Raw genomic sequence first — 25,330 nt, forward strand, 5'->3', positions numbered from 1 at the left:
CCCGGTCGCGGTCATGATGCCACTGTCTCCTGGGTGGGACCCGAAGGCCGCTGTGCGGCAAGAATATGCGTCGCCAGGGCAAGGTCTTCGGGATGAGTAATCTTGATGTTGTCACGACGCCCCGGTACCAGCACCGGGGTCAGCCCCAGGGCTTCCACTGCCGAGGCCTCGTCGGTCACCATGGCGGCGCCGATGCCGTCTGCACTCAAGGCGGCTTCCAACGCCCGACGCAACAGGGCATAACGGAACCCCTGAGGGGTCTGCGCCTGCCAAAGGCCGCGACGATCCTCGGTCCGCTGGACGCACCCAGCCCCGTCATCTCGCTTGATGGTATCTGCGACCGGAGTGGCCAACAGCGCCCCATTCGGCTGACGAGCGGCGTGGTGAGCAAGCTCCATGAGGTTCTCGATGCTGACACAGGGGCGAGCGACATCATGTACCAGCACCAGGTCATCATCCCGGGCTAGCGGCTCGATAGCGCGCAGAGCGTTGATCACCGAGTCGACTCGCTCCTCGCCACCTGGCACTCGCCGATAGTCGGCAAACGGAACCCAGTCGGAAGTAAAGTGGTTGTCATCGGGACGGAGGCATAGACAGAGGCCTGCCTCGGGGAAGGCCTGGTGCAGACGGTCGAGGGTATAAGCGAGCACCGGCCGTTCAGCAATACGTAGATACTGCTTGGGACACTCGGCGCCCATGCGACGCCCCGAACCTGCTGCCGGCACGATCAGCCAGCGCGGCGTCATTGCGACGCTCCCGGTTTGGGTGTCGGGCTCGGTATCGGCTCATCGGTTTCGACACCCGGCACCCAGAAGAACTGTTCGTCGGTACGTACCATGCCTACGTCACTGCGCGCACGTTCCTCGATGGCATCCAGCCCCGTCTTGAGGTCCACGATCTCGGCAGCAAGTCGCGCATTGCGATCACGCAACGGCTTGTTGGCCGTTTCCAGTACCTCGACTCGGGCACTGACCTCCTTCATTTCCTGTACGCCGCCCTCCCCCAGCCACAGTCGGTACTGCAGCAGAGCGAGCAACGCCACCAGTCCTATCGCCAACCACTTGAGCATGCCCGGTTTCCGTCGAATATCCATCTCGACGCCTAGTATGCCATCGACCGACCAGCAGGGGCGACCGCATCATCAAGCTTCGCTCGAGCTGCCCCTGCCTTCGGCTCCTGTCCATGAGCCATGGAGCAGCACCGGACAGCTCGTGACTCGTGCCCACTACAACTGAAACGGCATCCTGAAGGTCAGCAGAATGTCCGACGCGTCCTCGGTCATACCGATTCCCAGATTGGTGACCACCGATGTGGAGTCACTCACCGCGTAGGTACCACCGATATTGAACACACCGATATTGGCACTACTGCCGACCACCTTGGTGCTGCTGCCCCCTTCCGGAGTGATTTCGGTCTCTCGAATATATTCATGGGAATAGGACAGGGCGAGACTCAAACGTTCGTTGAGCGCGAAGGCCGTTCCGAAACCGGCCGTAATGCTGTCGCCCAGATCGACCTTGGCCTTCTGCTCGGCCGAACCGCTGGAAATATCGTCAAACTCATCCTCGATGTTGTAGGTGTAGCCGAGGTTGGCGAAGACGATGGCAGGATCCACGCTCTTCAGCACCGAGACCCCGGCGGTGACTCCCCAGACCCCGTTTCCTGTCGGCAACTCCTCAGGAACATAGAGGTTGGTGTTATCCGGGTCCTGATTGAGGTCGATACCATAGGGGTCCTTGCCCGTGGGCGCTCTGACACCCAGACTGACCACCACATCTGGCCGCTCCATGGTTTCCGGCAGCAGTCGGTATGACAGGCTGGCGGTGATATCGCCCAATCCCGAGTCACTCACGCTGGCCGATGTGTTCCTCTCGGTGGATAGATCCCCACCGATCGATTCCAGCTCGGTGGTTCGGTACACGAAGGGCACATTAATGCTGGCCTCGAGGCGATCGGTAAAGCCGTAACGCGTGTTTACCTCAAACGTGGTGATGTGGCTTTCCACATTGTCGAGGTTCAACTCTCCGAGGAAGATCGCATCCAGTGCCAGAAAGCCTCGCAGAGCGAGGCTATCACGGTCGGAATACGTGTAGGTGATGCCCGGCTCGACGGTCAGTCGATCCGAAAACAGCGCATGCTCTTCGCGATAGATATCCTGGACACTGCGACTCTGCGATTCCTCACGTGCTGCCTGCTGTTCGGTACCGATAGTCGTCTGGGCCGATGCCTGACCGGAGGCCGCGGCTCCGATGCCCAGTACGATGGCGCCCACCAGCGGAGGACGTACCACGCGACAGTTGGTGTTGTTCACGTCTTTCTCCCTTGTCCCTGTCAGTTCGTTATGGTTCTTTGATTACCGCTCGATTCTGAAGCGAGCGTCTGTTGCTGCCCTATCAGCGCAACGCTGCCGCTGCCTGAATGCCACTCAGCATCCCCGGCACGGCGCTACGGTTGTCAGCTGTCTGATTTCCCATGTAGAGCTGCAACCGAGTCAGGTTCTGGACACGTTGCAGATTACTGGTCAGCTGTATCGACTGACGCAATCCCCGCCCCGGCACGATGGCCTGTTCGATACGGCCGTGCCCCGGCAGATCGATGGCCACGCTCAGGTCGCGCGGTTGCATGGAAATACTCATCATTGAGTCATTGGCGCCACTGACCTGGACCCGCCCTGCCGTGACCGACTGGTCAGAGTTCCGAGGTGGCGATCGAAAGTCCGCCGCATCCTGCACGTCGAGGGTCAGGTCATTGGCAGCCACATTGAAGTCGCCACCGGCCTGGATCGTCTGCACCACTCCCGAGGCATTGCGCGTGCCACGGTCGACAACAGTGGCTCCGGTTCCCCCGGATGATCGATTGGCCAATTCATCGACACTGATGCTGTTGATGACCGGCTCGAACCTCACGCTGGGTTGATCCTGCATCAGATCACCGATCATTCGCGTACCAACCGTCATGCTGTCGCCGGCAGCGGTACGCCAACGGCTGACCATCTGGACGCCGAAGAACATCACGCGGCCCTGGTCAACAAAACGGCCTCGCAATTGCCCCAGTTCCTCGTCGTTGAGCTGGCGCGCCTCGGCATCTGCCTCGAACGGAGCGAAGTCCGTCGTCGCGGCCATGGCTACCCCACCGAATGGCACTGCGGTGGCACTCAGGCTCAGGACCAGCGCCCACCACATACGTGGATGCTGACGTTGCCCCCTGGCTCCTGGCCCTTTGGCTCCTGGCCTCCTGGCTCGTAGTCCCCTTTCTCGTAGGCCCCTTTCTCGTAGGCCCCTTTCTCGTAGTCCCGACATGATGCTATCCCCCGGTCGATTGCCCCTTGCGTACGCTTTTCCGAAATCGCTGCTCCGGCTAGAACAGTTCGCTGTGACGGAAGCCGAAATCGACCAGTTGTTCTCGCGATACCGGGGAGAAGATATCCCGCATGCGTTGCGCCGAGAGTGGCTGGCGTGGATCAAGCAGTGCGGTGTAGCGGTCATATCCCTCTCCCACTATCGCGAAGATGATGTTGTTCCAGGCAGCCATGAAGTCATCGCGTGACATGACCCGGTTGCCCAGGGCCGGATCACCGACATAGACGCGGTCGTCACTCGCCTTCTTCATGACCACAAAGTGTTTGTAACCATCCAGATCCAGCAGCACGATCACTGGAATCGAAACTTCGTCCAGAGTCTCCGGCGTGACTTCATAGCCACGACCCCGCAGCCCCAGGCTTTCGACGTAGTTCTTCATATCCAGCAGAGAGAACCCCTGCTGTTGCACCAGTTCGATATCCGCCAGCATCAGCATGCCGCTGAGCACCTCGGTTTCCGTGGTGTCGGAGAATTCGTAGGCGTAGCGCAGAATGGTGGCCAACGATGCGGCCCCACAGGAGAAGTCGGTGCGCTGCTCGACCAGGTTCTCGTAGCGACGCTCGCGAATCGACTGGACATCCTTGCTCATCAAGGTGCCCGAGACGACGCCCGGAATCTGTACGATGCCGGCATCACTGGCCTGCCAGGGAAAGGCGATCCCCAGAGCCATCAGCGGAACCATGGACCAGTTGCGCAGTTTCATGGCGAGCTCCGATCATTATGGCGGTGTTGAGGAAAAGTCCCGGCCCACAGAGTGGGCCGGAACCATTAGCGGAGGTTGAAGATTAATTTCCTCCTTCACCACCGCCACCGCCGCCGACAGAGCCGGCCATGCTGGAAGCAATGGACAGCGAGTTGCGCTGCAGATTGCCGCTACCGGAAGCCACGTTGACGCCGATGTTACCCACGGCGCCCTGCAGGGCGTTGCCGCCCAGAGTGGCGTTGTTCTGCTGGTAGACCAGCACATCCTGGAACTCACGGCTGCTGCCTGATGAGGTGCCGCCCAGTGCAATGGCACCAAACTCGACAAAGCCGAGACCACCAGAGAAGGAGCCCTCTTCAGTGCCGCTTTCCTCGAAGACAAAGGCACCCTCCCCATTGGGACCAGCCTGAGCACCCTGGGCCTCGCTATCTACATCGATGTGCCCGGTACTGTTGCCGCCGGTATGGGTCTCCCCTTCCCAGGTATCGAGGTAGACTTCACCGACCTGGTCGGAGATGCCCTGGGTGGTGCCTTCATAGTCACCACTCATGCCACCGAGGCCGACGCCTGCATAACCACCAGTCAGCGTGGTTTCCTCTTCATAGTTGGACCCGCTCCACAGGCGCACCTTGCTGCCGGTAGTGACGGTGTCGTTGTCATAGGTTGCCTGCACACCGCCTGTGGTGGCCTGAGCACTACCGCTGGCAGTATTGACCGCCGCCGCCAGGCTGTTGTGCTGGGCGTTGCCCATACCAGCCGCAACGTTGACCCCGATATTGCCGCTGGCACCACGCAGCGCATTGCCGCCCAATGACGCGTTGTTCGGGCTACCGGCGGTGTAATGCGCGTTGTTGGAGGCGGACTGAGCCGAGAACGAGCTGGCTTGACCGAACACAGTGGAGGCATCGGATGAGGCAAGCGCCGCATCGTTGGCCTGCTGGTTGTTGTCGCCGGCCGCGACGTTGGCGCCGATATTACCGGCAGCTCCCCGCAGCGCATTACCATTGACGTTGGCATTGTTCTTCGTCATTTCCTGAGAAGATTGATTGCCATCGCTGAGCTGCTTGGAGTCGACGGTCGCACCGGAGTAGTTCGGGTCGTAGAAGATGGAGCCACCGAGGGCGCCGGTTCTTACCCGAGTGCTCTGATCGTGCTCGATATCGACATCGATGTTGTTGTCGAACTCGGAGTCGATACTGGAGTCAGTATCGAAGTCGTTGCCGCCCCATCCTTCGGCCATGGCGGCGGGTGCCACCAGAAGTGCAGAAATGGCCAGTGCAAGCGGAGTCTTGTTGAAGGTTTTCATGATGTATCTCCTGAATGAACCGTAGTGCCTCGTTACTGCCTTTATTTGCGCCACTGTTGCTACACCAACAGTCCGTTCGGCCCCCTAGGGGTTCTGCCGAAAGCTGAAGTTGTTGCGCGTGGCGTTCCCCGTGCCGGCTGACTGGCTAACCTGAATGACCCCTCGTGCACCACCGAACGCAGACTCATCAATCTCGAGGTTGCGTACTGTGCCGCCCGAGCCGCCACCGGCCGACCCGTTCAGCCCCTGCCCTGCTGCCAGCACCTGCTGCAGACTACTGTCGCTGAGGTTGCTGACCTCGGCGCCCATTGCCATACCCAGGGTATTGCTCTGGACGTTGCCCACACCGGCGGCCTGATTGACCGGCACCCATCCGGAAGCATTGCGGAATGCACGCTCCTTGATGGTGGTGTCGGCTTGTATGGCCCCCAGTCGCTGATCAATTCGGGACTGCTGGAAGAGCCCCTGGTTGGTCGATGCCTGCTGCCCAATGGCCAGCACACCGCTGTTGGACTGCAGGTTGCCGTAACCGGCAGCGGTATTGGCCGCAGCAATGCCGTTGACATCACTGAGCGCACTGCCACCAATCACGGTGCTGTTGCTGAGTGCTGAAAGATCCTGGGAGTTGGCCGGGTTCGGGCTCACCATCACCGCCGTGAACGTCGTCATCAGAATCACGCCCTTCAGCCAACTCAGTGGATCGTGTTGTTGTGGATCTAGTTGTGGATCTAGTTGTTGTTCCAGAAAGTTGTGTTTCATCACTGTCCCCTCCCTGCGCCAAGAGGTGCCAGGGCGCCGGTCACGGTATTGGCGATACCGCTGGTAGCACCTACCACCCCGCCACCGACGCGAGCTCCGCCCCCAGTCCCGGACGGAGTCCCGCCCAATCGCTGGCTGTTGTTCATGTTGTTGCCGCTGGAAATGGCACTGGTGCCCAGCACCTGGTGCATCCGTCCGATACCGGAACTCACACCACTGGTGATGCCTGCCGCCTGGGAGTCGGACAACATGACCGCTGTTGCACCACTCATCTGGCCATGGATACGATGTGTTGCCCGATTGGCCATGACACTGCTGTGGATGAGATCGGCCCGGGCGCGAATCGGTCCGCTGTCGCGATTGACCTGGCCGACCGGGGCGTGCTCGACTTCCCGGATGATCACAATCTCACCCGGCCGCACCCCCGGCCTCAGATCGGCCGCCAGGCTGTGGTCGATCCCCACACCGCCCCACAACCCGACAAACAGCACCGCAACAAGGCATCCCTGCCAGCAGCTCAATGCTGCTTCCCTGCTCCCCCCTTGCCCCTTGTTCTGCATCACTTTCATGACGCTCACCTGCTCTGTTGTGTGGTGACGCTGATACGTTGTACGTTGTTGAGCCCGTTGGCACTGCGGTGATCGGCACTACGGCCGCCGCCCGTATCGCGCCCGGGACGCTCGTCCCACAGAATCACTCCGTCGATGGCGCTGGTCTCGATACCGGTATGTGGCATATATCGCCCTCGTACCTGCTCAAGGGAGTCATCACTGATGACATTGACTCCGTTCAGCCCCACATCTCCTGCCAGTCTCCCGGCGCCGTCGACAAGGTCCTCGGCAGACACTGCAACGGACACTGTCAACAGCAGCACCGATGCACCCAGTAGCTCCCTTGTTCTGCGGATCGAGACTTTCATTTCGTCGCCTCCGGTCAGGGAGTGGTTTGTCGCGCCATCAATCTTTTTCCCCTGCCACAAGCATTTAGCAATTCGCGTGCCAACTACATAACCAATTGTTTTTTAATGAAATTATTATTTCCTCCCGAACAAGAACTGTTAACTTCGTGAAACATGGGTTCCATCATCGGCTGCAAACATCCGCATAGAAACGAGTAATTATTTTTTAATATCAATAAGTTAAAACCCTACAAACATAAGTGGAACAAACTTGACCAGAGGCCTACTCCGCACAGCCAATCGACCGGACGCCAGACACAGAAAAGCCGCGCCATGGCGCGGCTCACAGCAGCGGGGACAAGGTTGGAATCCAGGTACCACCAACGCTGTAACATCAGCGGACTCGGTAGCGATGAGTTCGGCCTCGACAACCTGAAGATACCGGCAAGGTCTCGGCACAGGCGACGATAGATTTCAGTAGTCAGCTGATAAATAGAGTTTTTTCAAAAAAATCAGGAAGGGAAAATCATCCGAATATCAGGCGTACCACTATTGCTACAGTTTGCGAACCGAGACCGCGAATTCGGGGACAAGCTATTCGGTGAGCACGGAAGGTCTGAAATCGAAAACAGCCCATGGAGTCGCGGGCTGTTGAGAAAAACGTGAAGGACGGCTGTCTTGAGCTCACAACAGGATGCGGCCACCAGACTGCCTGCTGCCACCGAACCATTCACAGCGCACGCTGTTGGCTGTTGGCTGTTGGCTGTTGGCTGTTGGCTGTTGGCTGTTGGCTGTTGGCTGTTGGCTGTTGGCTCGTAGCTCGTAGCTCGTAGCTCGTAGCCTACTCACCCAAACGATGCTTCCTCGGGTGGCGTGCGGGCAATATGGTGCTTGTCGAGCAGCCGGTAGATGGTGACTCGCGAGACACCCAGCTCCAGCGCAGCCGCGTTGACGCGGTAACGATTGCGCCCCAACGCCGCAAGCAATGCCTCGCGCTCTGCTTCATCACGGACTTCCTCGAGGGTCATCTGGTGGCGGTTGAGTTCACGTCGCTCGATACCGAGATCCTCGGGTTGAATCAAACGGTTCTCGCACATCACCATGGCCCGTCGCACACGATTGATCAGTTCCCGCACGTTGCCCGGCCAGTGGTAGCGCTGCATGACCGTCAAGGCTTCGCGGGAGAAGCCCTTGAGGCAGGAGGCCTTCTCGCTCAGGAACCGGTCGAAGAAGAAGCGTGCCAGTATCTCGATATCCTCGGGATGGTCACGCAGAGCAGGCACCTTGATGTGCAGGACATTGAGACGGTGGAAGAGGTCTTCACGGAAACGGCCTTCCTCGACCGCTCGCTCCAGATGGACATGAGTCGCCGCAAGCACGCGTACATCCACGGGAATATCATCAAGCCCGCCGACCCGTTGAATGCTCCGGGTTTCGAGAAACCGTAGCAGGTTGACCTGCAGCTCCAGGGGAAGGTCGCCGATCTCGTCGAGAAACAGAATGCCGCCATCCGCCGCCTCGATACGCCCGATCTTGCGTTGACTGGCTCCGGTAAAGGCGCCCTTCTCGTGGCCGAACAGTTCGGACTGGATCAAGTGCTCCGGCAGGGCACCGCAATTGATTGCATGGAACGGCAGATGGCTTCGCGCCGAGCGCTCATGAATGGCCTGGGCAGTGAGTTCCTTGCCGGTACCTGACTCACCACTGATGAAGACCGGCGCATCCACCGCCGCTACCTTGCGGATGGTCTTGAACAGCTCCCACATGGCCGGCGTGGTACCGACGAACTCATAGTCATCGCGCTCCCCCTGAGAGCCATCGGTCTTTTGCAGCTCGCGCTCACGCTGCTGCAGGCGCGCCAGATCTGCGCCATGTTCAAGCAGTATCGACAATCTGAGGATATCCACGTCTCGAGGCACCATGGCATGACCGAGATGGGCGATGATACGTCGCTTCTCCGGGTCTTCCAGGTCGGCGTCGCAGCCGACAACAATCCAGGGCCTGGCGCTTCGCAGCATCAGCGGTTCCAGCTGCCGCAGGTCATTCACTGCGAGATCCACCAGCACCACGACTCCGACCCGACACTCATCATGATCGGTGATTCGACAGTCGGACAATGGCAGCGGCAGCGCCTTCAGCCGCCAACCACTGGCCAACAGACCTGAATGAAGTCGGGAAGCCTCCCCATCAGCATCCCCGATCCACCAACAACAGCGCTGCGACACATCCATCGAATTGCCCCCGCGACCCGTATTGTCATGCCTGCTCTGACGGCAGGTCCATGTCATGGTTGTGGTCGACCAGCGAAAGTCAGCGTCCAATGCCCGTCATTGATCCAATGCCTGCACTGGAGATGCTGCCTGCGTATTGCCGTGGCAGAGTCCAGTGCCAAAAAACCGGTCGAATATATGCAGTCTAGCGCGTTCTACCACTTCCTAATGAAGGCATTTCAACGTATGACACCTGCAAGACCGGCCAGAGGCAATACGGCCTCAGCTCGCACCTTGTCCGGAACCAGGTCGGTTGGATGATCTACGAAATGGCAGTCCCCGCTCGGCACTGCTCGCATACGCCTGGATGTGCCGATGCTCGCGACGACAGAAGTCTGCCACGGCCTCACCAAGCTGAGGATCCGCGATGAAATGCAGGGAGGTGAGGTGCACCGGAGCAAAGCCCCTGGCCACCTTGTGTTCTCCCTGGGTACCTGGATCAAAACGGGTCAAGCCATGGGCCAGACAGTGCTCGATGGCCTGGTAATAACAGGTCTCGAAGTGTAGACAGTCGGCCATCACCTCACTTCCCCAGTAACGGCCGTAGAGCGTACGACTCCCCTGCAGGCAGAGTGCGGCAGCCACTGGTTGTCCGCTGTGACATGCCTGAATGAGCAATAGTGCCTGAGGCATTTCCTCCAGCAGCCGCAGGAAGAAGGCTTCACTCAGATACCCACTCTGGCCACGCTCGAGGTAGGTAATACGGTAACAACGGTAGAAGTGGCGCATGTCGTCCAGGCTGATCTCATCGCCGCTCAGACGGCGCAGGCTGATGCCCTGCTCCTGTACCCGCCGCCGTTCACGGCGGATTTCCTTGCGGCGTTTCGATGTCATCGCCGCCAGATAGCCATCAAAATCACCGAAGTCCACATCCCGCCACTGGAACTGCACACCACTGCGCTTGATCAACTCTGGCCGTGCTCGACACCAGGCCTCGACCTCCTGGGGTTCGGCAAACAGCAGGTGCCAACCGGAAAGTCGCGAGTCCGTTTCCCATCCCGAGGCCAACAATTCCATGGCCGTCTGCCGGTCGATATCGTCTGCCAGCATCAGCCTCGGACCAGGGGCCGGCGTATAGGGAATCGCACTCAGGCCCTTGGGATAATAGCGTCCCCCCGCATTCTGCCAGGCATCAGCCCATCCCCAGTCGAAGACATACTCTCCCCAGGAATGGCTCTTGAGGTAGAACGGCAGGAAACCAACGAGTCGCTCCCCCTGCCATAAGGTACGATGTTCCGGCAGCCAACCAGTGCCCACACTGACCGCGCCGGTGGTCTCCAGTGCATGCAGGAACTCATGGCGCAGAAAGGGGTGGTCGTCACTGACCAGGGCGTTCCAGCATGAAGGATCCATTTCCTCAACGCCGCCAATGCATTCCAGCCTGAGTTGCGTCATCGGCCTATCTCCTTCACCAGCGCCACCATTTTCCGCAACCGGCGAAACCCGGCTGTCAGCGATTCAAGACACCTTGCGATCCTGCCCCAGGCTGCCAGACTTTACCAACTCAGCAACCCAGCGAAACATTTCACTGTAATAAAACTACATATTCGACCAAAGAATCCAAACTGGGGAAGGAAACAGGATTCTTATTTGGTAAAATTACATAATCAGGCAGGAGTCGATGCCTCCAGACCAAGCGCCTACAAGGCACTTATGCAGTGATTCTCAAATTAGACCGAGGTTGACCATGGCTAGCCAACATCCTTCGCTCGACCCTACCGTCGCCCGTGTAACCGAGCGCATTCGTGAGCGCTCTGCCGAGCGGCGCGCGCTCTATGAGCAGCGCATGGAAAATCAGCATCGGCGTGGCGTGCATCGCAGCGAGCTGTCGTGCGGCAACCTCGCCCATGGTTTCGCGGCCTGTGGCAGCGAGGACAAGAACCAGTTGAAGCTGATGAACAGCGCCAACCTGGGCATCATCTCGTCCTACAACGATATGCTCTCGGCTCACCAGCCCTTCGAAACCTACCCGGACGTCATTCGCGACGCGGCACGTCGAATGGGATCAACGGCACAGTTCGCGGGCGGTGTTCCAGCAATGTGCGACGGCGTGACCCAGGGTCAGCCAGGCATGGAGCTGTCGCTGTTCTCACGCGATGTGATCGCCATGGCCACCGCGGTAGGGCTGTCCCACAACATGTTCGATGCCGCCCTCTATCTGGGGGTCTGCGACAAGATCGTGCCGGGCCTGTTCATCGGCGCGGCACGCTTCGGTCACCTACCGGCACTATTCGTTCCAGCTGGCCCCATGCCCAGCGGCCTCCCCAACAAGGAAAAGGCCCGAGTGCGTCAGTTGTTCACCGAGGGCAAGGTTGGCCGCGACGAGCTGCTCGAGGCCGAGTCTCAGTCCTACCATAGCCCCGGTACCTGTACCTTCTACGGCACCGCCAACTCCAACCAGTTGATGATGGAGTTCATGGGCCTGCACCTGCCAGGGGCATCGTTCGTCAACCCGGGGACCGAAATGCGCGAGGCGCTGACCCGCTTCGCCACCGAGCAGGCCATTCGCAACACCGAGTCGGGCGGAGAGTACCGCCCGTTCTATCGTCAGATTGACGCTCGCGCCATCGTCAATGCCATGGTCGGTCTGCTGGCCTCCGGTGGCTCCACCAACCACACCCTGCACCTGGTGGCGATGGCCGCCGCCGCCGGCATCACCATCAACTGGGATGACTTCGCCGAACTGTCTGCTGCAGTGCCAAGCCTGACGCGGGTCTACCCCAACGGTCAGGCCGACATCAACCACTTCCAGGCAGCGGGCGGCATGAGCCTGCTGATTCGCGAACTGCTGAATGCAGGGCTGATCCACGGCGACCTACCAACGGTATTCGGCACCGACATGACCTCCTACACTCAGGAGCCCTTCCTCGAGGATGGCAAGCTGATCTGGCGCGAAGGCCCCACCGAAAGCCTCGACCCGGACGTGTTGCGCCCGGTGGCCAACCCCTTCGCCGCCACCGGTGGTCTCAATGTACTCAACGGCAACCTTGGCCGCGGTGTGATCAAGGTCTCCGCGGTGGAGAGTCAGCACCGTGTGGTCGAGGCGCCGGTCAAGATCTTCGAGGACCAGAACGAACTCAAGGCCTCCTTCGACTCCGGCGATCTGGACCGCGATGTCATCGTGGTGGTGCGCTTCCAGGGGCCCAAGGCCAACGGCATGCCCGAGTTGCACAAGCTGACACCCTACCTCGGTGTGCTCCAGGACCGCGGCTACCATGTTGCCCTGGTCACCGATGGCCGTATGTCCGGCGCCTCCGGCAAGGTGCCCGCTGCCATCCACATAACCCCCGAGGCCATCGACGGCGGCCCGCTGTCACGTCTGCGCAATGGTGACCTGGTACGTCTCGACGCCGACAAGGGAGAGCTCACGGCTCTGGTCAACGAGCGTGAATGGGCCGATCGTCCCCAGTATGTTACCGAGCTGGACCATTACCATGTCGGCCTCGGTCGCGAGTTGTTCGGCGGCTTCCGCCACCTGGCCATGCGTGCCGAGGAAGGCGCTGGTGTCTTTGGCGGCTTCGAGAACGATGACCTGGCGCGCCAGCAGGGCCTGATTCATGACGAGGACGCCTGAGAGATTCGCTCAATGACTTGCCCTGCTCTGATCGGTGATATCGGTGGCACCAATGCTCGCCTGGCATTGGTGCAGCCAGGGACTACCGACCCACAGTCCATCCTCACACTCCCCTGTGCTGATTACCCTGGTGTGGTGGAGGCCGTACAGGACTATCTCGAACGCGTCGGCGCCACAGGTGATCTGGCACCACGCGAGGCCTGCCTGGCCTTTGCCTGCCCGGTGCATGGTGAGCGCGTGACCATGACCAACAATCACTGGGACTTCACCAAATCCGACGTCAAGGAAGCCTTGGGTCTCGACCTGTTCAAGGTCATCAATGACTTCATGGGCCAGGCACTGGGTGTGCCCCATGTACCGGACAGCGATCTGGTGACGATCCATCAGGGCGACAGTGTGGATCACGCCACACGCCTGGTGATCGGCCCGGGCACAGGCCTGGGCATGGCGGGGGTCTTTCCGGCACGACGCGCCTGGATTCCGTTGCCCAATGAGGGAGGACATTCCAGCTTCGCGCCAACCGACGACCGCGAGTTGGAGATCTATCAGCACTTCCATCGCCGCTATGGTCGAGTCAGCGTAGAACGTGTGCTCTGTGGCCAGGGCCTGCTGGATCTCTACCGTATTCTCGCCGAGATCGAGGGCCTGACCGCCACGGCGACCAGTCCGGCGGAAGTCACCCGGGCGGCCAATGCCGGCGACCCTCTGGGGCGTGATACCATCCTGCGGTTTCTCAAGATCCTCGGCGACGTGGCGGGAGATGCGGCCCTGACCATTGGAGCACGCGGCGGAGTCTATCTGTGTGGCGGCATCGTGCCACGCCTGATCGACTGGCTGCCGCACAGCGGCTTCCTCAGTGCCTTCTGTGCCAAGGGACGTATGCGGCCCTACAATGAGGCCATCTCTGTACACGTCGTCAAGGCACCCTGGACAGGTCTGCTGGGTGCCGCCGAGGCACTCCACAACGAGGAGGTCGAATGATTCCTGCATCACTCAAGGCGCTGATTGACGCCACCGAGGGTCAACGTGTCGTCAGTTGGGCCGGTCGCGAGCTGTGGTTGGCCAACGAAGCCTGGGGGCAGTTGGCTATTTCGCTGCAGGGCGCCCAGGTGCTTCATTATCTTCCCGCGCCCGAAGACACGCGAGCCGCAGGCTCACATCCCGCGCCCGGAACCGAGCAAGGCGCGCCGACAGCAGATGCTGCAAGCGTCGACAGCGGTGCCGAGGATCCGCTGGTACCGGGAGGTTGGTTGTGGGTGACGCCGACGCCGCAGGAAGCGCCGGGCGCCATTCGCGGTGGTATTCCGCTGTGCTGGCCATGGTTTGCCAACGAGAATACCGCGGATGAATCTCCTGACCGTTCGGGGCCAATGCACGGCCCGGCACGCAAGGCCATCTGGCAACTGGATGCGGTCGATGAGCATGAGGAAGGCATCGAGGTCCATCTGTCACTTCCCGAGCGGCTTCACAGCCAGCTGCACCCACGTGCTGTAGTTCAGGCCAACGCCCAGCGTCTGCACGTGGAGCTGATCACTGAACACGTCGGTGACACGCCGATCAAGATGACCGCCGCCCTGCACAGCTACCTGGCAGTCGATAACGTGCTGGCCTGCCGTGTCGAGGGACTGGCCGGGGCTCGCTACCTCGACAAGCTCAAGGACTTTGCCGAAAGCGAGCAGCAGGGCGAGCTGGGCATTCGTTCCGGCGTCGATCGCATCTACCACAGCAACGCCGAAGTGGTGCTGGATGATGGGCAGCGCCGCTTGCGCATTGCGCGCCAGAACAGCGACTCAGTGGTGGTGTGGAATCCCGGTGAACAGCCCCATCCGGATACTCCTCAACTCTCCGCCAGGCGCTTCCTGTGCGTCGAGTCCGCCAACACCCGCCTCGACCCGGTATGGCTGGTCCCCGGTGCCCAACACATGCTTGGTACCACCCTGTCACTGGCAGGTGAATAACCGACCGCCGATTGCCATGGCCTCCCCCGTCCTGGACGGACGGGGGAGGCCGCAACGGATACCACCAACGGATACAACGACAGGAGATCTCGCATGACCCCGGTCATTGCCTTCGGCGAAGCCCTCGTCGACATGCTTTCCAGTCGCCTCGGCGATGATAGACAGGGGCCGGAGACCTTCACCCCCTATGCTGGTGGAGCCCCCGCCAATGTCGCGGTGGCCTGTGCATGCCTCGGCCTGAACAGCCGCTTTCTCGGTATGCTCGGAGCCGACTACTTCGGCGACTTCCTGGCACAGGAACTCCGTCACCACGGCGTCGATGTCAGCGGTGTCGTGCGCACAGACCAGGCGCGTACCGCGCTGGCGTTTGTGTCACGGGACAGCAGCGGCGAACGTACCTTCGACTTCTATCGCCCCCCGGCTGCCGACCTGCTCTATCGCACCGAGCACCTGCCTGCAGGTGTGTTCGCCGACCCGGCCATTGTTCACCTGTGCAGCAACAGCCTGACCGATCCGGACATCGCCCAGACCACCCTGGCTATTACCGAGATGGCCCGGCGCTCGGGCAGTCTGGTCAGTGTCGACGCCAACCTGCGCCACAACCTCTGGCCCGACCACGAGGTTGACGTTGCACTGGTGACCCGTCTGCTTGATCAGGCAGACCTGATCAAACTGTCCACTGACGAGCTCGACGCCCTGCGCGGCGCTCACCCTCGCGAGGACTGGCTGGCACAGCGACTGGCGGCAAACGCCAGGTTGATCGTGATTACCGATGGACCAGGTGACGTCTCGGCGTATACCTCATCCAACATCACCCGAATGACGCCCCCAATAGTGGAAGCCGTGGACACTACCGCCGGTGGTGACGCCTTCATCGGCGGCCTGCTCGCCGCTCTGGCCGCACACGACTGGCAGCAGGATGGCTGGCAGTATGACGCCGACTTCCTCAACCATGCCCTGAGCCTGGCGTGCCGCTGCGGCGCCCATGCGGTGACACGCCCCGGCGCCTACGCCGCCCTGCCGACACGAGAGGATGTGGGGTTGTAGGCGACGAGCTTCGAGACACGAGCTTCGAGACACGAGCAAAGAGCTATCCAGTACCCTCTTCTGGATCACAGACAAGAACAGGAGTTGGGGCTCAAGCTCGAGAGTAGCGCACTCGTCACTCCAATGTTGCTTCCACAACATCATCGAAGACCGTTATAGACATGCCAGCGATTGTCGTGCGTTCTACGAGGACGGCAGAATCCATATCTTCTGACTCCCCCCTGGCTGCACCATGCCATGCAATCCGGGCCCAGCGAGGCCCGGATTGCCGCTTCCAGTCACGAAGCAGAAGCGTCAGGCAAGGAAGGTCAGCATCAGGTTGAAAGCAACCGCAACGACGAATCCCAGTGGTGCCGCGCGAAACAGCAAGCCGTTGAACAACGTGGAGCGCTCTCTTTCCAGTGGTGCGGAACCGAGAATCAAGCTGCCGCCGGAGGAAAAGGGAGAAATCGCCGTTGCCTGAGCGCCAACAACGATGCACACGAAGATGATCATCGGGTCGATCATCAGCGTATTGGCAATCGATGGTACGATCGGGAACAGCGCTGGTGTGACAACGCCCAGGGTGCTGGCAAACAATGACATGAATGCCGACACCACACCAAAAACCACTGGTACCAGTACGGCAGGAATACTGGTTCCGATCCAGGAAGCCAGTTGATCGATCGCACCGGCCTCAATGGCCACCGAGATCAACATGCCTACGCCGCAGATCATGATGATCGTACCCCATGGCAATGCAGCCATGGCCTTTCTTTCGTCACCGAGCTTCATCAACAGTGCAATCACCGAGAAGATACTGGCAATCAACCCAATGTTGACTCGGGAGTTGATGAAGACAATTGCCTCATTGTCCGGCACCAGCAGTTGCAGAATAGGCGGCAACAACACGCAGGCCATCATGATCAGTGTCAGCATCAGCGTGGCTTTCTGCTCGCGCGTCAACGAGGTCGGCCTGGCGATATCACTCAGTGAATCGGCCATGGCCTCCTTGCTGCGGGTGAAGAACACAAAACCGGTGATCACCACCAATGGAATGATGGTGGTACCGGCAAAGATGGCCAGACCGTTGATGAATGCCTCGTTCTCGGCAACCCCGGCATTGACCATCAATCCCTGAAAGATGATACCGCTCTGGCTGGAGACGAAGTTGGCCCCTGCAAGAGCTCCGTAGTTGACGGACATACCTCCGGCAATCAGGCTCAACCGGGTTCTTTCACACAGCAGCAACGTGATCGGTGCCATAAAGGCCAATACGGTGTAGTAACCCGCCCCCATCGCGGCAATCAGCAGGGAGGCCAGAAAGATGGCGTAGGGCATCATGTGCGGGAATCGCCGGCAACGATACATCATGTGTTCGGCCAGCTTCTCGAGGGTGCCATTGACGATGGCAAAGCCATAGAACAGGCATACCGAGAAGATGATGAAGAAGATCTTGAGTGGCCACATCAGAATGACATCGGTGGGCTTCAGCCCCAGCCCGAAGCAGCCAATCAAATAGGCGAAGGCAATCGCGAACAGCCCTATGTTGATCCGGGTTCGATAGCCCAACACGATGGACATCACAATGGCCGCGACAACAATGGCACTCATCATGGGCTAGTACTCCTGAACAAATCCGTGTGGCGCAAGACGCTCATAGCCTGAACACCTCCCGCGGGTTATCGATCAGAACCCTCCGCCGCAGCGACGGGTCCACGATCAGCCCTTCCAGCAACTGCCACTGGCCCTGATAGCTCTGCTGGGACTCGTGGCGTGTATGAGGCCAGTCGCTGCCCCATAACAGGCGCTCTTCCGGGAGGCCCGCGCGCAGCATCCCCTCCAGCCACTGTCCAGCTTGCTCAAGCGTCAGGTCACTGCGATATGCCGCCGAGAGCTTCACCCAGACCTGCCCGCTGGCAAGCCGTTCGAGGAAGGCACGATGACCGTTTCTCGGCTCCGCCGGCATCCCGGCGGGAAGCCCAAAATGATCAATCACCACCTCGGCGCCCGATGGCAGCACTACGCCCATAACGTCAGAAAGGTCTTCGATGTGGCGCTGGATCTCGATCTGCCAGCGACGCGCCGCCACGCGCTTGAACAGTTGACGCCACTGGGCTCCGGCGTAACCCATCGGTGACTTGCCAACCAGATTGAGCCGAATGCCGACAACACCGGCGGCATCCAGCTCATCCAGGGTGCTGTCAGTGACATCCGGATCCACCACGGCAACACCTCGTAACCGCTGTGGGTGCGCCCGCAGGGAATCGAGCATGAAGCTGTTGTCGGTCCCCAGAAAGCTGGGCTGGATCAGGACGCCGTGCGACAGTCCAGCGCGATCCAGATGGGCCAGATAACTATCCACCGATGCCGGATAGTCAGGGCTATAGCGGCGATCTGCCACCAGCGACAAGCCAGGCTCGAAGACATGAGCGTGACTATCGACGCCGGTGACGGACGGACGTGGTGCATGCCCCATGAAAACGTATCCTCCGAAGCAATGAGACGCCATTAGCGCCAAATTCATACATTCATCTATATGAATTGCACTCTACCAAAGATATCGCGGTAAAAGTCGAGGACTACGACTAAAGGTGGTAACGTCATTACCATCCTGTTGTCTTGTCATATGGATATCTATATGAAAACCCGCAAGTTACGCGCCGATGAACGGCTACCGCTGTATCAGCGGTTGCGCGAGGAAATACAGGCGCGGATATCCTCCGGCGAATGGAAGCCCGACACTCCGATCCCCACGGAAGCCGAACTGACGCAAGAATACGGTGTTGCAGTAGGCACCGTGCGCAAGGCCGTAGACACTCTGGTAAGCGATGGTCTGCTGCAGCGTAACCAGGGACGCGGGACCTTTGTCCGGCGTCCGGATTTCGAAAGTTCCTTTCTGCGCTTCTTTCGCCAGACCAATGCGGCAGGCGAACGTATCATCCCGGAAGGCCAGGTTCTCGAACGCCGCACTATCGTGCCCCCCGAATATGTCAGTATCGCCCTCGGCCTCTCAGCGCAGGCAGAAGCCGTCTACCTGAAGCGCATCAGACGCATCGAAGGAGTCCCGATGCTCTGTGAGGACATCTGGCTGCCATACGCTCGATTCCATGCACTGGCAGACATTCCCCTGCAGGCCTTCGGCAACCTGCTCTACCCCTTCTACGAGCAGGAATGCGGTCAAATGATTGCAGCGGCTCGGGAATCCCTGCGCGTTTCATGCGCCGATCAACAGACCGCCTCCGCTCTGGAAATTCCTCAGGGCTCCCCCGTGGTGATCATCGATCGAGTCGCTCAGGGCTATGACCATTCACCGCTTGAATACCGGCGCTCCCGCGGCGGCGCCAGCACCTTCCACTACCAGATCGATATTTCCTGAAACGAGCCAGCGCCACGGTGCCGGAAGCCGTGGCGCTGGCTGATCTCCCATTCCGCATGATTCGATTCACAGATACTCGGCATCCACATATTTAATTGGATGCTGGTCGCCAGCATCCCCTATCGTTGGGTCACTTCCTGCAAGGCCAGGTCCTGTTTACCTTTCACCACGCGAGACCCAATGTGACTGAACGCCTCTTCGTCAATGCCCTCTCCGCTGACGGCAGCAAGATCAACATTTCGGTCAAGGGCGGTTACATCGTCGACATAAGCGCCGAACGCCCTGACCGCGAGCCTACAGAGATCATCGATCTGCAGGATCGTCTGGTGATCCCCGGTTTCGTCGACGGTCATATTCACCTCGACAAGAGTTTCGTTGGCGATCGCTGGCAGCCCCATCATCCCGCTCATGACCTCAAGCACCGTCTGGCCATCGAGAAAAGGCAGCTGGCCCAGGCGGCCCCCATTGCCGAACGCGCCTGTGCATTGATTCAGCAGGCCGTATCCTTCGGGACAGTCGCCATGCGCAGTCACGTCGATATCGATTCCACAACCGGCCTGACCCACCTGCATGCCGTCATGGAGGCACGCGAAAAGTGGCGTGATATCGTCAATATCGAACTGGTTGCTTTTCCCCAGGCCGGCGTCATCTCCAGCCCAGGAACGGCCGATATTCTCGATGCGGCGATTCAGGATGGAGTCGAGGTGGTGGGTGGTATCGACCCGACCACCCTTGACGGTGCCGCTGACCGCCAACTCGACGTTGTCTTCGGGGTTGCCGACCGGCGCGACGTGAAGGTCGACATTCATCTGCACGAACCCGGACAACAGGGTATCCAGCAGCTCTACCGCATCGCCGAGCGAACCCGAGCCCTCGGCATGGCTGGCCGTGTGGCCGTCAGCCATGCCTATAGCCTTGGTGATGTATCAGGTGAAACGCTGGATGGCATTGCCCAGGCATTGGCCGACGCAGGAGTTGCCATCATGACCAATGCGCCCGGCAACCATGACTTCCCACCCGTTCTGACGCTACGCGAAGCGGGGGTCAATGTATTCGCCGGCAACGACAACATCCGCGATGCATGGTGGCCCTACGGCAACGGTGACATGCTCCAACGTGCCATGCTGGTGGCCTATCGCTCCGGCTTCTATACCGATGAGGAACTGAATGTCGCGCTAGACATGGCGACTCGGGCCAGTGCCGCTGTGATCGGGCTGGACGACTATGGCCTTGCTCCCGGCCACGAAGCCACATTCCTCGTTCTGGACGCCCCCAACGCCGCCGCCGCAGTGGCCGAGGTCACGCCTCGGCGGGAGATCGTCAGAAAGGGCAGGTTCTGGACACCCGAAACGCCGGCTTGAGATGGCCGACAGATGCCTGCATCACGGTGCATCCTCTGCCCTGGCTCCAGATGAATCGACTTCCTGAGCACTCCTTTCTCTCAAGCTCGATTCAAACGGTTATCATCTGGCGGAGATATTTCGAGACTCGCGAGTAAAGGCATGAATCCCCGGCTGTTTGATCTGGAACTTCTGAGAACCATCGTCATGGTTGCTGACTGCGGTAGCTTCACCGCAGCGGCAGCCCGCCTGCACTCGACCCAGTCCACGGTCAGCCAGAAGGTTCGTCGCCTGGAAGAGGTCGCCGGGCACCGGCTACTCGATCGTCATCATCGCCAGGTACAGCCAACAGATGAAGGGGAAACCGTGCTCGGGTATGCCCGGCGCATGCTGGCTCTGAATGATGAATTACTCGATGTTCTGGCAGGAGAAATAGAAAGCACGGTCAGACTGGGGCTCCCCGATGACCTGGTTGCAGGCCCTACCACAGAGCTGCTGTCCGCCTTCAATCGACAACACCCTCTCGTCAAGCTGGAAGTCACCAGTGGCCTGAGCCGTGACCTCTGTCAGAGCTACGATCACGGCGAACTCGACCTGATCATCATCAAGCAGCGCAAGCACAGTCGGGCGGGAGTTGCCTGCAGTCCTGAAGAACTCTGGTGGATAGACGGCCACGGTGCCGCATCCTTGTCCCGGGACCCAGTTCCGATCGTGACATTTCCTCCCAGAGGGCTGTATCGAGAAGAAATGATCAACGCCATTGAATCACTCGGTCGCCGTTGGCGAATCAGCTTCACCAGCTCAAGCCTCAGCGGTATCCAGTCGGCTGTGGCCGAAGGCATGGGGCTGGGCCTGTTGCCCGCTCGCGCCACCTCTGACCAGCATGTAGTGCTGGACGAAACCCATGGACTGGCGCCCGTCGACACCATGGAGATCGTCATTCTGCACCGCCCGACGGCAGACGTCCGGGTCAGAGAGCTGGCTGAGCTGCTGAAAGGCTTGCTGGGCTGAGGAAGAGCAATGTCAGGAAAACCTTTAATTATTAACATGGCAATCAAATAGCTCATCCTGATCGATTTGATTTTCGGCGGCACGTCCCTGTGCCGCCATTAACCCAACATAAAAGCATGCCGGGTTAATAACGCCAGGGTCATGACACTACCGATAGCATGTTGGCATCTCTTGCCAACCGCCATTTGCCGCCTTCCCTTGTGAGCACCGAGAGCGTATGCCCCGAGCGAACGATACTCTCTGCGGAGGAAGGCATGACGGTTACCGTCAGTTCGGTCCACATCCAGGCCCAGTCGCCCAACACCTTTATTTCCTGAATGCGACTCCTGCCGTCAATCCTCGCTGCCTCGGAACCTGATTGAGCCCGAGCCATCGTGGCAAAGTCCTCCTTGCCCATAGGCGACTGTCCCGAGGCAAGAAACACAGCATCATCCGTCATCAAGGACAGTACGCTGTCGATATCCCCTTCACGCGTGGCCTGTATCCATGACTCGACCAGTTGTCGAATTTCCTCCTCATCAGTGCTCATGCTGCTTTACCTCCTGCAAACTAAACCCTGCGATCAAGTTTAGTTACCAATTGCAGACATACAAAAAAATCCGGCCAGAGGCCGGATCAAGGACAGCACCAGCTGTCGAGAGAGCACATGGAGTGGCATGACGCCGTTCCGTGCAGAGAGCTCGGTTGGCGAGTGGTGATCAGAGTACGGGATTGCCCGGGATCACCACTCGTGAATCAGTGATGGAAGCGGTCGGCGGCTTCCCTTGCCAACTGGCGGATGCCATCCCAGTCGCCGGCATCAACCAGCGAGGACGGTGTCAGCCAGGAGCCACCGACGCACATGACATTGGGCAGCGCCAGATAATCGGCCGCATTGTCGAGACTGATACCACCGGTCGGACAGAAGCGTGCTTCACCGATCGGACCACCAAAGGCCTTGAGTGCCTTGACGCCGCCACTGGCTTCGGCAGGGAAGAACTTGAAGCGGCGATAGCCGTACTGCCAGCCGGTCATCAACTCGGAAATGGTTGCCACCCCCGGAAGCATCGGCACAGGACTCTCGACGCCATAGCGATACAGGGCTTCCGTGGCCCCCGGAGTGACGATGAAATCCGCCCCGGCATCTTCGACCCGGCGATACTGGGCAGGTGTCAGCACAGTACCCGCTGCAATACTGGCGTGGGGCAGTTCCTTCTTGAGCCGTGCGATGGCCTCGATGGCGCAGTCGGTACGCAGCGTCACCTCGAGAACCGTCAGGCCCCCTTCCACCAGTGCCCGCCCCATGGGTACCGCATCCTCGATACGATTGACGGTAATCACCGGAATGACTTCAGCCTTGAGGCAGATGCTGTCGAGTTCCGTGGTGCGTGTGGACGGCAGCTGTTTTTCGATGGTCATGAACTTTGCTCCAGAGAATTCAGGGGGCCCAATAGATGGCCAGCGGGCAACTGAGGAAGGCTCGGATGGGCAGCTCGCGGACATCATCACCTGACATCGCTCGCCCCAGCACCGTGCGCTTGTCATCGCCAGAAATGTGCAATACATGGCGCAGGGCATGATGGAGACGCTCGGCACTCAGCGTGATCCGAGCCTGAGGCTGGCTGGGCGTGCGCACTGCGACAACCGTTGCATCGGTGGCCAACGCCAGACTCAGTTCGCGGCTGTCCGGGAACAATGACGCCGTGTGACCATCGCCTCCCATACCCAGAATCACCACGCTGGCGGGCCAGGTCAGTTGTTCGAGGCGACCGGCGACCTCTTCGACACCTTCTTCCGGCGTCGAATGTCCGGTCGTCAACGGTATGAACCGAGCCTGTTGCGCCTTGCCGACCAGCAGATGCTCACGCACCAGGCGGGCATTGGAATCAGTGGCATCTTCCGCCACCCAACGCTCATCAGCGAGGGTGATGTCGACACGATCCCAGGCCAGCTCCTGGTGGGCCAGGGCCGCGAAGAACGGCACCGGGGTTGAGCCACCGGATACCACCAGCAACGCCCGCGCCTGACGGGTCAGGTCAGTACGCAGCGCCTCGGCCACCGCCTCGGCCAGTTGATGAGCCAGATGCTCACGGGGAGTTGCAGCATTAGCGCTCATATCAATAATCCTCGTACCAACGCCTCAATAGTCTTCATACCAGCTGCGCCCGTCCTGGGTGATCATGGCAATGGATGCCACAGGCCCCCATGAGCCGGCCGGATAACGACGCGGCGGTTCGTTGCGATCCTTCCAGGCGGCGATCAGATCGTCACACCATTTCCAGGCATGCTCCACTTCATCCCGGCGCACGAACAGGTACTGCTGCCCTTTCATGACCTCAAGCAGCAATCGCTCATAGGCATCCGGGATACGTGCCTGAGGGAAGGCATTGTTGAAGTCCAGCTGCAACGGACCACGGCGCAGCCGCATGCCCTTGTCGAGCCCACTGTCCTTGGTCAACACCTCGAGGCGTATTCCTTCATCGGGCTGCAGACGAATGATCAGCTTGTTGGCTGCCAGTGCCCGCTGATCGGGGTCGAAGATGTAATGCGGCTGCTGCCGGAAGTGAATGACGATCTGCGACAGCTTCTCGGGCATACGCTTGCCGGTCCGCAAATAGAAGGGGACTCCGGCCCAACGCCAGTTAGCCACCTCAGTCTTCATCGCCACGAAGGTTTCGGTGTGACTGGAGATATTGGCGTCGTCTTCCTCGAGATAACCCGGCACGCTCTGGCCGTCACTGGTACCGGCAGTGTACTGACCACGCACCACATCTCTCCCGATCATGTCATCGGTGAACGGCTTGAGCGCCTTGAGCACCTTGACCTTCTCGTCACGGATGGCATCGGCATCAAGGTTGGCCGGCGGATCCATGGCAATCAGACAGACCAACTGCAATAGATGGTTCTGCACCATGTCCCGCAGCTGTCCGGCTTCATCGAAATAGCCCCAGCGCCCTTCGATCCCTACCTTCTCGGCGACGGTGATCTCGACGTGGGAGATATGATTCTGGTTCCACTGGGTGCCGAACAGCGGATTGGCAAAGCGCAAGGCAATCAGGTTCTGAACCGTTTCCTTACCCAGGTAATGGTCAATCCGATAGACACGGGACTCAGGGAAGACCTCACCAATCGCATCGTTGACCACTTTCGAGGACTCGAGGCCATAACCGATCGGTTTCTCTACCACCACGCGGCTCTCGTCGTCGAGGCTGCCACTTTCCTGCAGGTAACGGCAGATATCTCCGTAGAGACTAGCGCCAACGGCCAGGTATACCACCAGCGGACGTTCGCTGCTGGCGGTCTCACGCCACTCGCGGATGCTGCTGTAACCATCGACGCTCTTGAAGTTCACTGTCAGGAACGACAGGCGCTCGAGAAAGCGTGTCAGCGCCGTTTCGACCAGTTCAGCCGGTTTGACGTACTGCTTCAACGCTGCCTCGATCTGACTCCGGAACTCGTCCAGGGAAAGATCCTGACGCGCCAGGCCAAGGATCCGGGTATCATCATCCAGCAACCCTTCCCGATCGAGATGGTAAAGCGCCGGAAACAGCTTGCGCCGAGACAGATCGCCCAACGCGCCGAACAGCGCCAGATCAATATCGGTACGCTCTGCGCTACTGGATCGGGTGTGTCGTGTCATAACCGTCCTCGTATCCTCAAGGGAAGCACCTGGCTGGCAGCCCTTCGCCTGACCATGAGTTCCTAAGTTTACAAAAAAATAGTGGAAAATACGCGACCAGGGCAACCAATATTTTGTAAACTTACACA

General features: G+C 59.7%; 24 protein-coding genes. 7 read left to right on the forward strand and 17 right to left on the reverse strand.

Annotated elements, in window-relative coordinates; translation table 11 throughout:
- Positions 1 to 11: 11 nt before the first annotated feature.
- The 11 genes from ispD to BUE38_RS09415 all read right to left on the reverse strand — a co-directional run bounded on the left by ispD (position 12) and on the right by BUE38_RS09415 (position 10,690).
- Complete coding sequence (gene ispD, locus BUE38_RS09360) at positions 12 to 746, reverse strand: 2-C-methyl-D-erythritol 4-phosphate cytidylyltransferase (protein ID WP_073434927.1); 735 nt, start codon at positions 744 to 746, stop codon at positions 12 to 14.
- Entirely contained in the window at positions 743 to 1,069 is a 327-nt protein-coding gene (ftsB, locus tag BUE38_RS09365) for a cell division protein FtsB (RefSeq protein WP_073434928.1), read from the reverse strand. The genes ispD and ftsB overlap by 4 nt, the downstream gene beginning before the upstream one ends.
- 156 nt (positions 1,070 to 1,225) lie before the next feature.
- Positions 1,226 to 2,311, reverse strand: a complete 1,086-nt coding sequence (locus tag BUE38_RS09370; RefSeq protein ID WP_234986856.1) for a transporter — start codon at positions 2,309 to 2,311, stop codon at positions 1,226 to 1,228.
- A gap of 82 nt (positions 2,312 to 2,393) precedes the next feature.
- Complete coding sequence (locus BUE38_RS09375) at positions 2,394 to 3,182, reverse strand: hypothetical protein (RefSeq protein ID WP_073434929.1); 789 nt, start codon at positions 3,180 to 3,182, stop codon at positions 2,394 to 2,396.
- A 175-nt stretch (positions 3,183 to 3,357) separates the two neighbouring features.
- Complete coding sequence (locus tag BUE38_RS09380) at positions 3,358 to 4,062, reverse strand: C39 family peptidase (protein ID WP_234986857.1); 705 nt, start codon at positions 4,060 to 4,062, stop codon at positions 3,358 to 3,360.
- An 82-nt stretch (positions 4,063 to 4,144) separates the two neighbouring features.
- The gene (locus BUE38_RS09385; protein ID WP_143166259.1) at positions 4,145 to 5,368 is read right to left on the reverse strand and encodes an adhesin; all 1,224 of its coding nucleotides are present in this window, start codon (positions 5,366 to 5,368) and stop codon (positions 4,145 to 4,147) included.
- 84 nt (positions 5,369 to 5,452) lie between these two features.
- Positions 5,453 to 6,127, reverse strand: coding sequence for a hypothetical protein (locus BUE38_RS09390; RefSeq protein ID WP_073434930.1), 675 nt, complete (start codon positions 6,125 to 6,127; stop codon positions 5,453 to 5,455).
- A complete protein-coding gene (locus BUE38_RS09395; protein ID WP_143166260.1) occupies positions 6,127 to 6,696 on the reverse strand; it encodes a hypothetical protein in 570 nt (189 codons plus the stop codon). The genes BUE38_RS09390 and BUE38_RS09395 overlap by 1 nt, the downstream gene beginning before the upstream one ends.
- A gap of 5 nt (positions 6,697 to 6,701) precedes the next feature.
- The gene (locus BUE38_RS09400; protein ID WP_073434932.1) at positions 6,702 to 7,046 is read right to left on the reverse strand and encodes a hypothetical protein; all 345 of its coding nucleotides are present in this window, start codon (positions 7,044 to 7,046) and stop codon (positions 6,702 to 6,704) included.
- An 824-nt stretch (positions 7,047 to 7,870) separates the two neighbouring features.
- Positions 7,871 to 9,256 (reverse strand): sigma-54 interaction domain-containing protein, encoded by a 1,386-nt coding sequence (locus BUE38_RS09410; protein ID WP_073434934.1) that lies wholly within the window; start codon positions 9,254 to 9,256, stop codon positions 7,871 to 7,873.
- Positions 9,257 to 9,517: 261 nt separating this feature from the next.
- Positions 9,518 to 10,690, reverse strand: a complete 1,173-nt coding sequence (locus tag BUE38_RS09415; RefSeq protein ID WP_073434935.1) for a GNAT family N-acetyltransferase — start codon at positions 10,688 to 10,690, stop codon at positions 9,518 to 9,520.
- A 292-nt stretch (positions 10,691 to 10,982) separates the two neighbouring features.
- Between BUE38_RS09415 and edd the strand changes: the two genes are divergently transcribed.
- The 4 genes from edd (at position 10,983) to BUE38_RS09435 (ending at position 15,874) form a co-directional block, all read left to right on the forward strand.
- Positions 10,983 to 12,869, forward strand: coding sequence for a phosphogluconate dehydratase (edd, locus tag BUE38_RS09420; RefSeq protein WP_073434936.1), 1,887 nt, complete (start codon positions 10,983 to 10,985; stop codon positions 12,867 to 12,869).
- A gap of 12 nt (positions 12,870 to 12,881) precedes the next feature.
- On the forward strand, positions 12,882 to 13,850 hold the full coding sequence (gene glk / locus BUE38_RS09425; protein ID WP_073434937.1) for a glucokinase: 969 nt from the start codon (positions 12,882 to 12,884) through the stop codon (positions 13,848 to 13,850).
- The gene (locus tag BUE38_RS09430; RefSeq protein WP_073434938.1) at positions 13,847 to 14,827 is read left to right on the forward strand and encodes a D-hexose-6-phosphate mutarotase; all 981 of its coding nucleotides are present in this window, start codon (positions 13,847 to 13,849) and stop codon (positions 14,825 to 14,827) included. The genes glk and BUE38_RS09430 overlap by 4 nt, the downstream gene beginning before the upstream one ends.
- Positions 14,828 to 14,920: 93 nt before the next feature.
- A complete protein-coding gene (locus BUE38_RS09435; protein ID WP_073434939.1) occupies positions 14,921 to 15,874 on the forward strand; it encodes a carbohydrate kinase family protein in 954 nt (317 codons plus the stop codon).
- Positions 15,875 to 16,168: 294 nt separating this feature from the next.
- Here BUE38_RS09435 and BUE38_RS09440 read toward each other — a convergent pair whose 3' ends face one another.
- Positions 16,169 to 17,470, reverse strand: a complete 1,302-nt coding sequence (locus tag BUE38_RS09440) for an SLC13 family permease (protein WP_073434940.1) — start codon at positions 17,468 to 17,470, stop codon at positions 16,169 to 16,171.
- 40 nt (positions 17,471 to 17,510) lie between these two features.
- Positions 17,511 to 18,332 carry an amidohydrolase family protein gene (locus tag BUE38_RS09445; RefSeq protein ID WP_073434941.1) on the reverse strand — a complete coding sequence of 274 codons (822 nt, stop codon included), beginning with the start codon at positions 18,330 to 18,332 and terminating at the stop codon, positions 17,511 to 17,513.
- A gap of 162 nt (positions 18,333 to 18,494) precedes the next feature.
- On the opposite strand from BUE38_RS09445, the gene BUE38_RS09450 reads away from it, so the two are divergent.
- From BUE38_RS09450 to BUE38_RS09460, 3 genes are all read left to right on the forward strand, one after another.
- A complete protein-coding gene (locus tag BUE38_RS09450) occupies positions 18,495 to 19,232 on the forward strand; it encodes a GntR family transcriptional regulator (RefSeq protein WP_073435098.1) in 738 nt (245 codons plus the stop codon).
- A gap of 182 nt (positions 19,233 to 19,414) precedes the next feature.
- Positions 19,415 to 20,593, forward strand: coding sequence for an amidohydrolase family protein (locus BUE38_RS09455; protein WP_073435099.1), 1,179 nt, complete (start codon positions 19,415 to 19,417; stop codon positions 20,591 to 20,593).
- Between the two features lie 141 nt (positions 20,594 to 20,734).
- Positions 20,735 to 21,583, forward strand: coding sequence for a LysR substrate-binding domain-containing protein (locus BUE38_RS09460; RefSeq protein WP_073434942.1), 849 nt, complete (start codon positions 20,735 to 20,737; stop codon positions 21,581 to 21,583).
- A gap of 139 nt (positions 21,584 to 21,722) precedes the next feature.
- On the opposite strand, the gene BUE38_RS09465 is transcribed toward BUE38_RS09460, so the two are convergent.
- The 4 genes from BUE38_RS09465 to zwf all read right to left on the reverse strand — a co-directional run bounded on the left by BUE38_RS09465 (position 21,723) and on the right by zwf (position 25,202).
- On the reverse strand, positions 21,723 to 22,112 hold the full coding sequence (locus BUE38_RS09465; protein ID WP_073434943.1) for a YybH family protein: 390 nt from the start codon (positions 22,110 to 22,112) through the stop codon (positions 21,723 to 21,725).
- 206 nt (positions 22,113 to 22,318) lie between these two features.
- A complete protein-coding gene (locus tag BUE38_RS09470) occupies positions 22,319 to 22,981 on the reverse strand; it encodes a bifunctional 4-hydroxy-2-oxoglutarate aldolase/2-dehydro-3-deoxy-phosphogluconate aldolase (protein WP_073434944.1) in 663 nt (220 codons plus the stop codon).
- A 19-nt stretch (positions 22,982 to 23,000) separates the two neighbouring features.
- Positions 23,001 to 23,678 carry a 6-phosphogluconolactonase gene (pgl, locus tag BUE38_RS09475; RefSeq protein WP_073434945.1) on the reverse strand — a complete coding sequence of 226 codons (678 nt, stop codon included), beginning with the start codon at positions 23,676 to 23,678 and terminating at the stop codon, positions 23,001 to 23,003.
- A gap of 24 nt (positions 23,679 to 23,702) precedes the next feature.
- Positions 23,703 to 25,202 (reverse strand): glucose-6-phosphate dehydrogenase, encoded by a 1,500-nt coding sequence (zwf, locus tag BUE38_RS09480; protein WP_073434946.1) that lies wholly within the window; start codon positions 25,200 to 25,202, stop codon positions 23,703 to 23,705.
- Positions 25,203 to 25,330 lie beyond the last annotated feature (128 nt).

This window comes from Halomonas cupida, assembly GCF_900142755.1.
Lineage (GTDB): Bacteria > Pseudomonadota > Gammaproteobacteria > Pseudomonadales > Halomonadaceae > Halomonas > Halomonas cupida.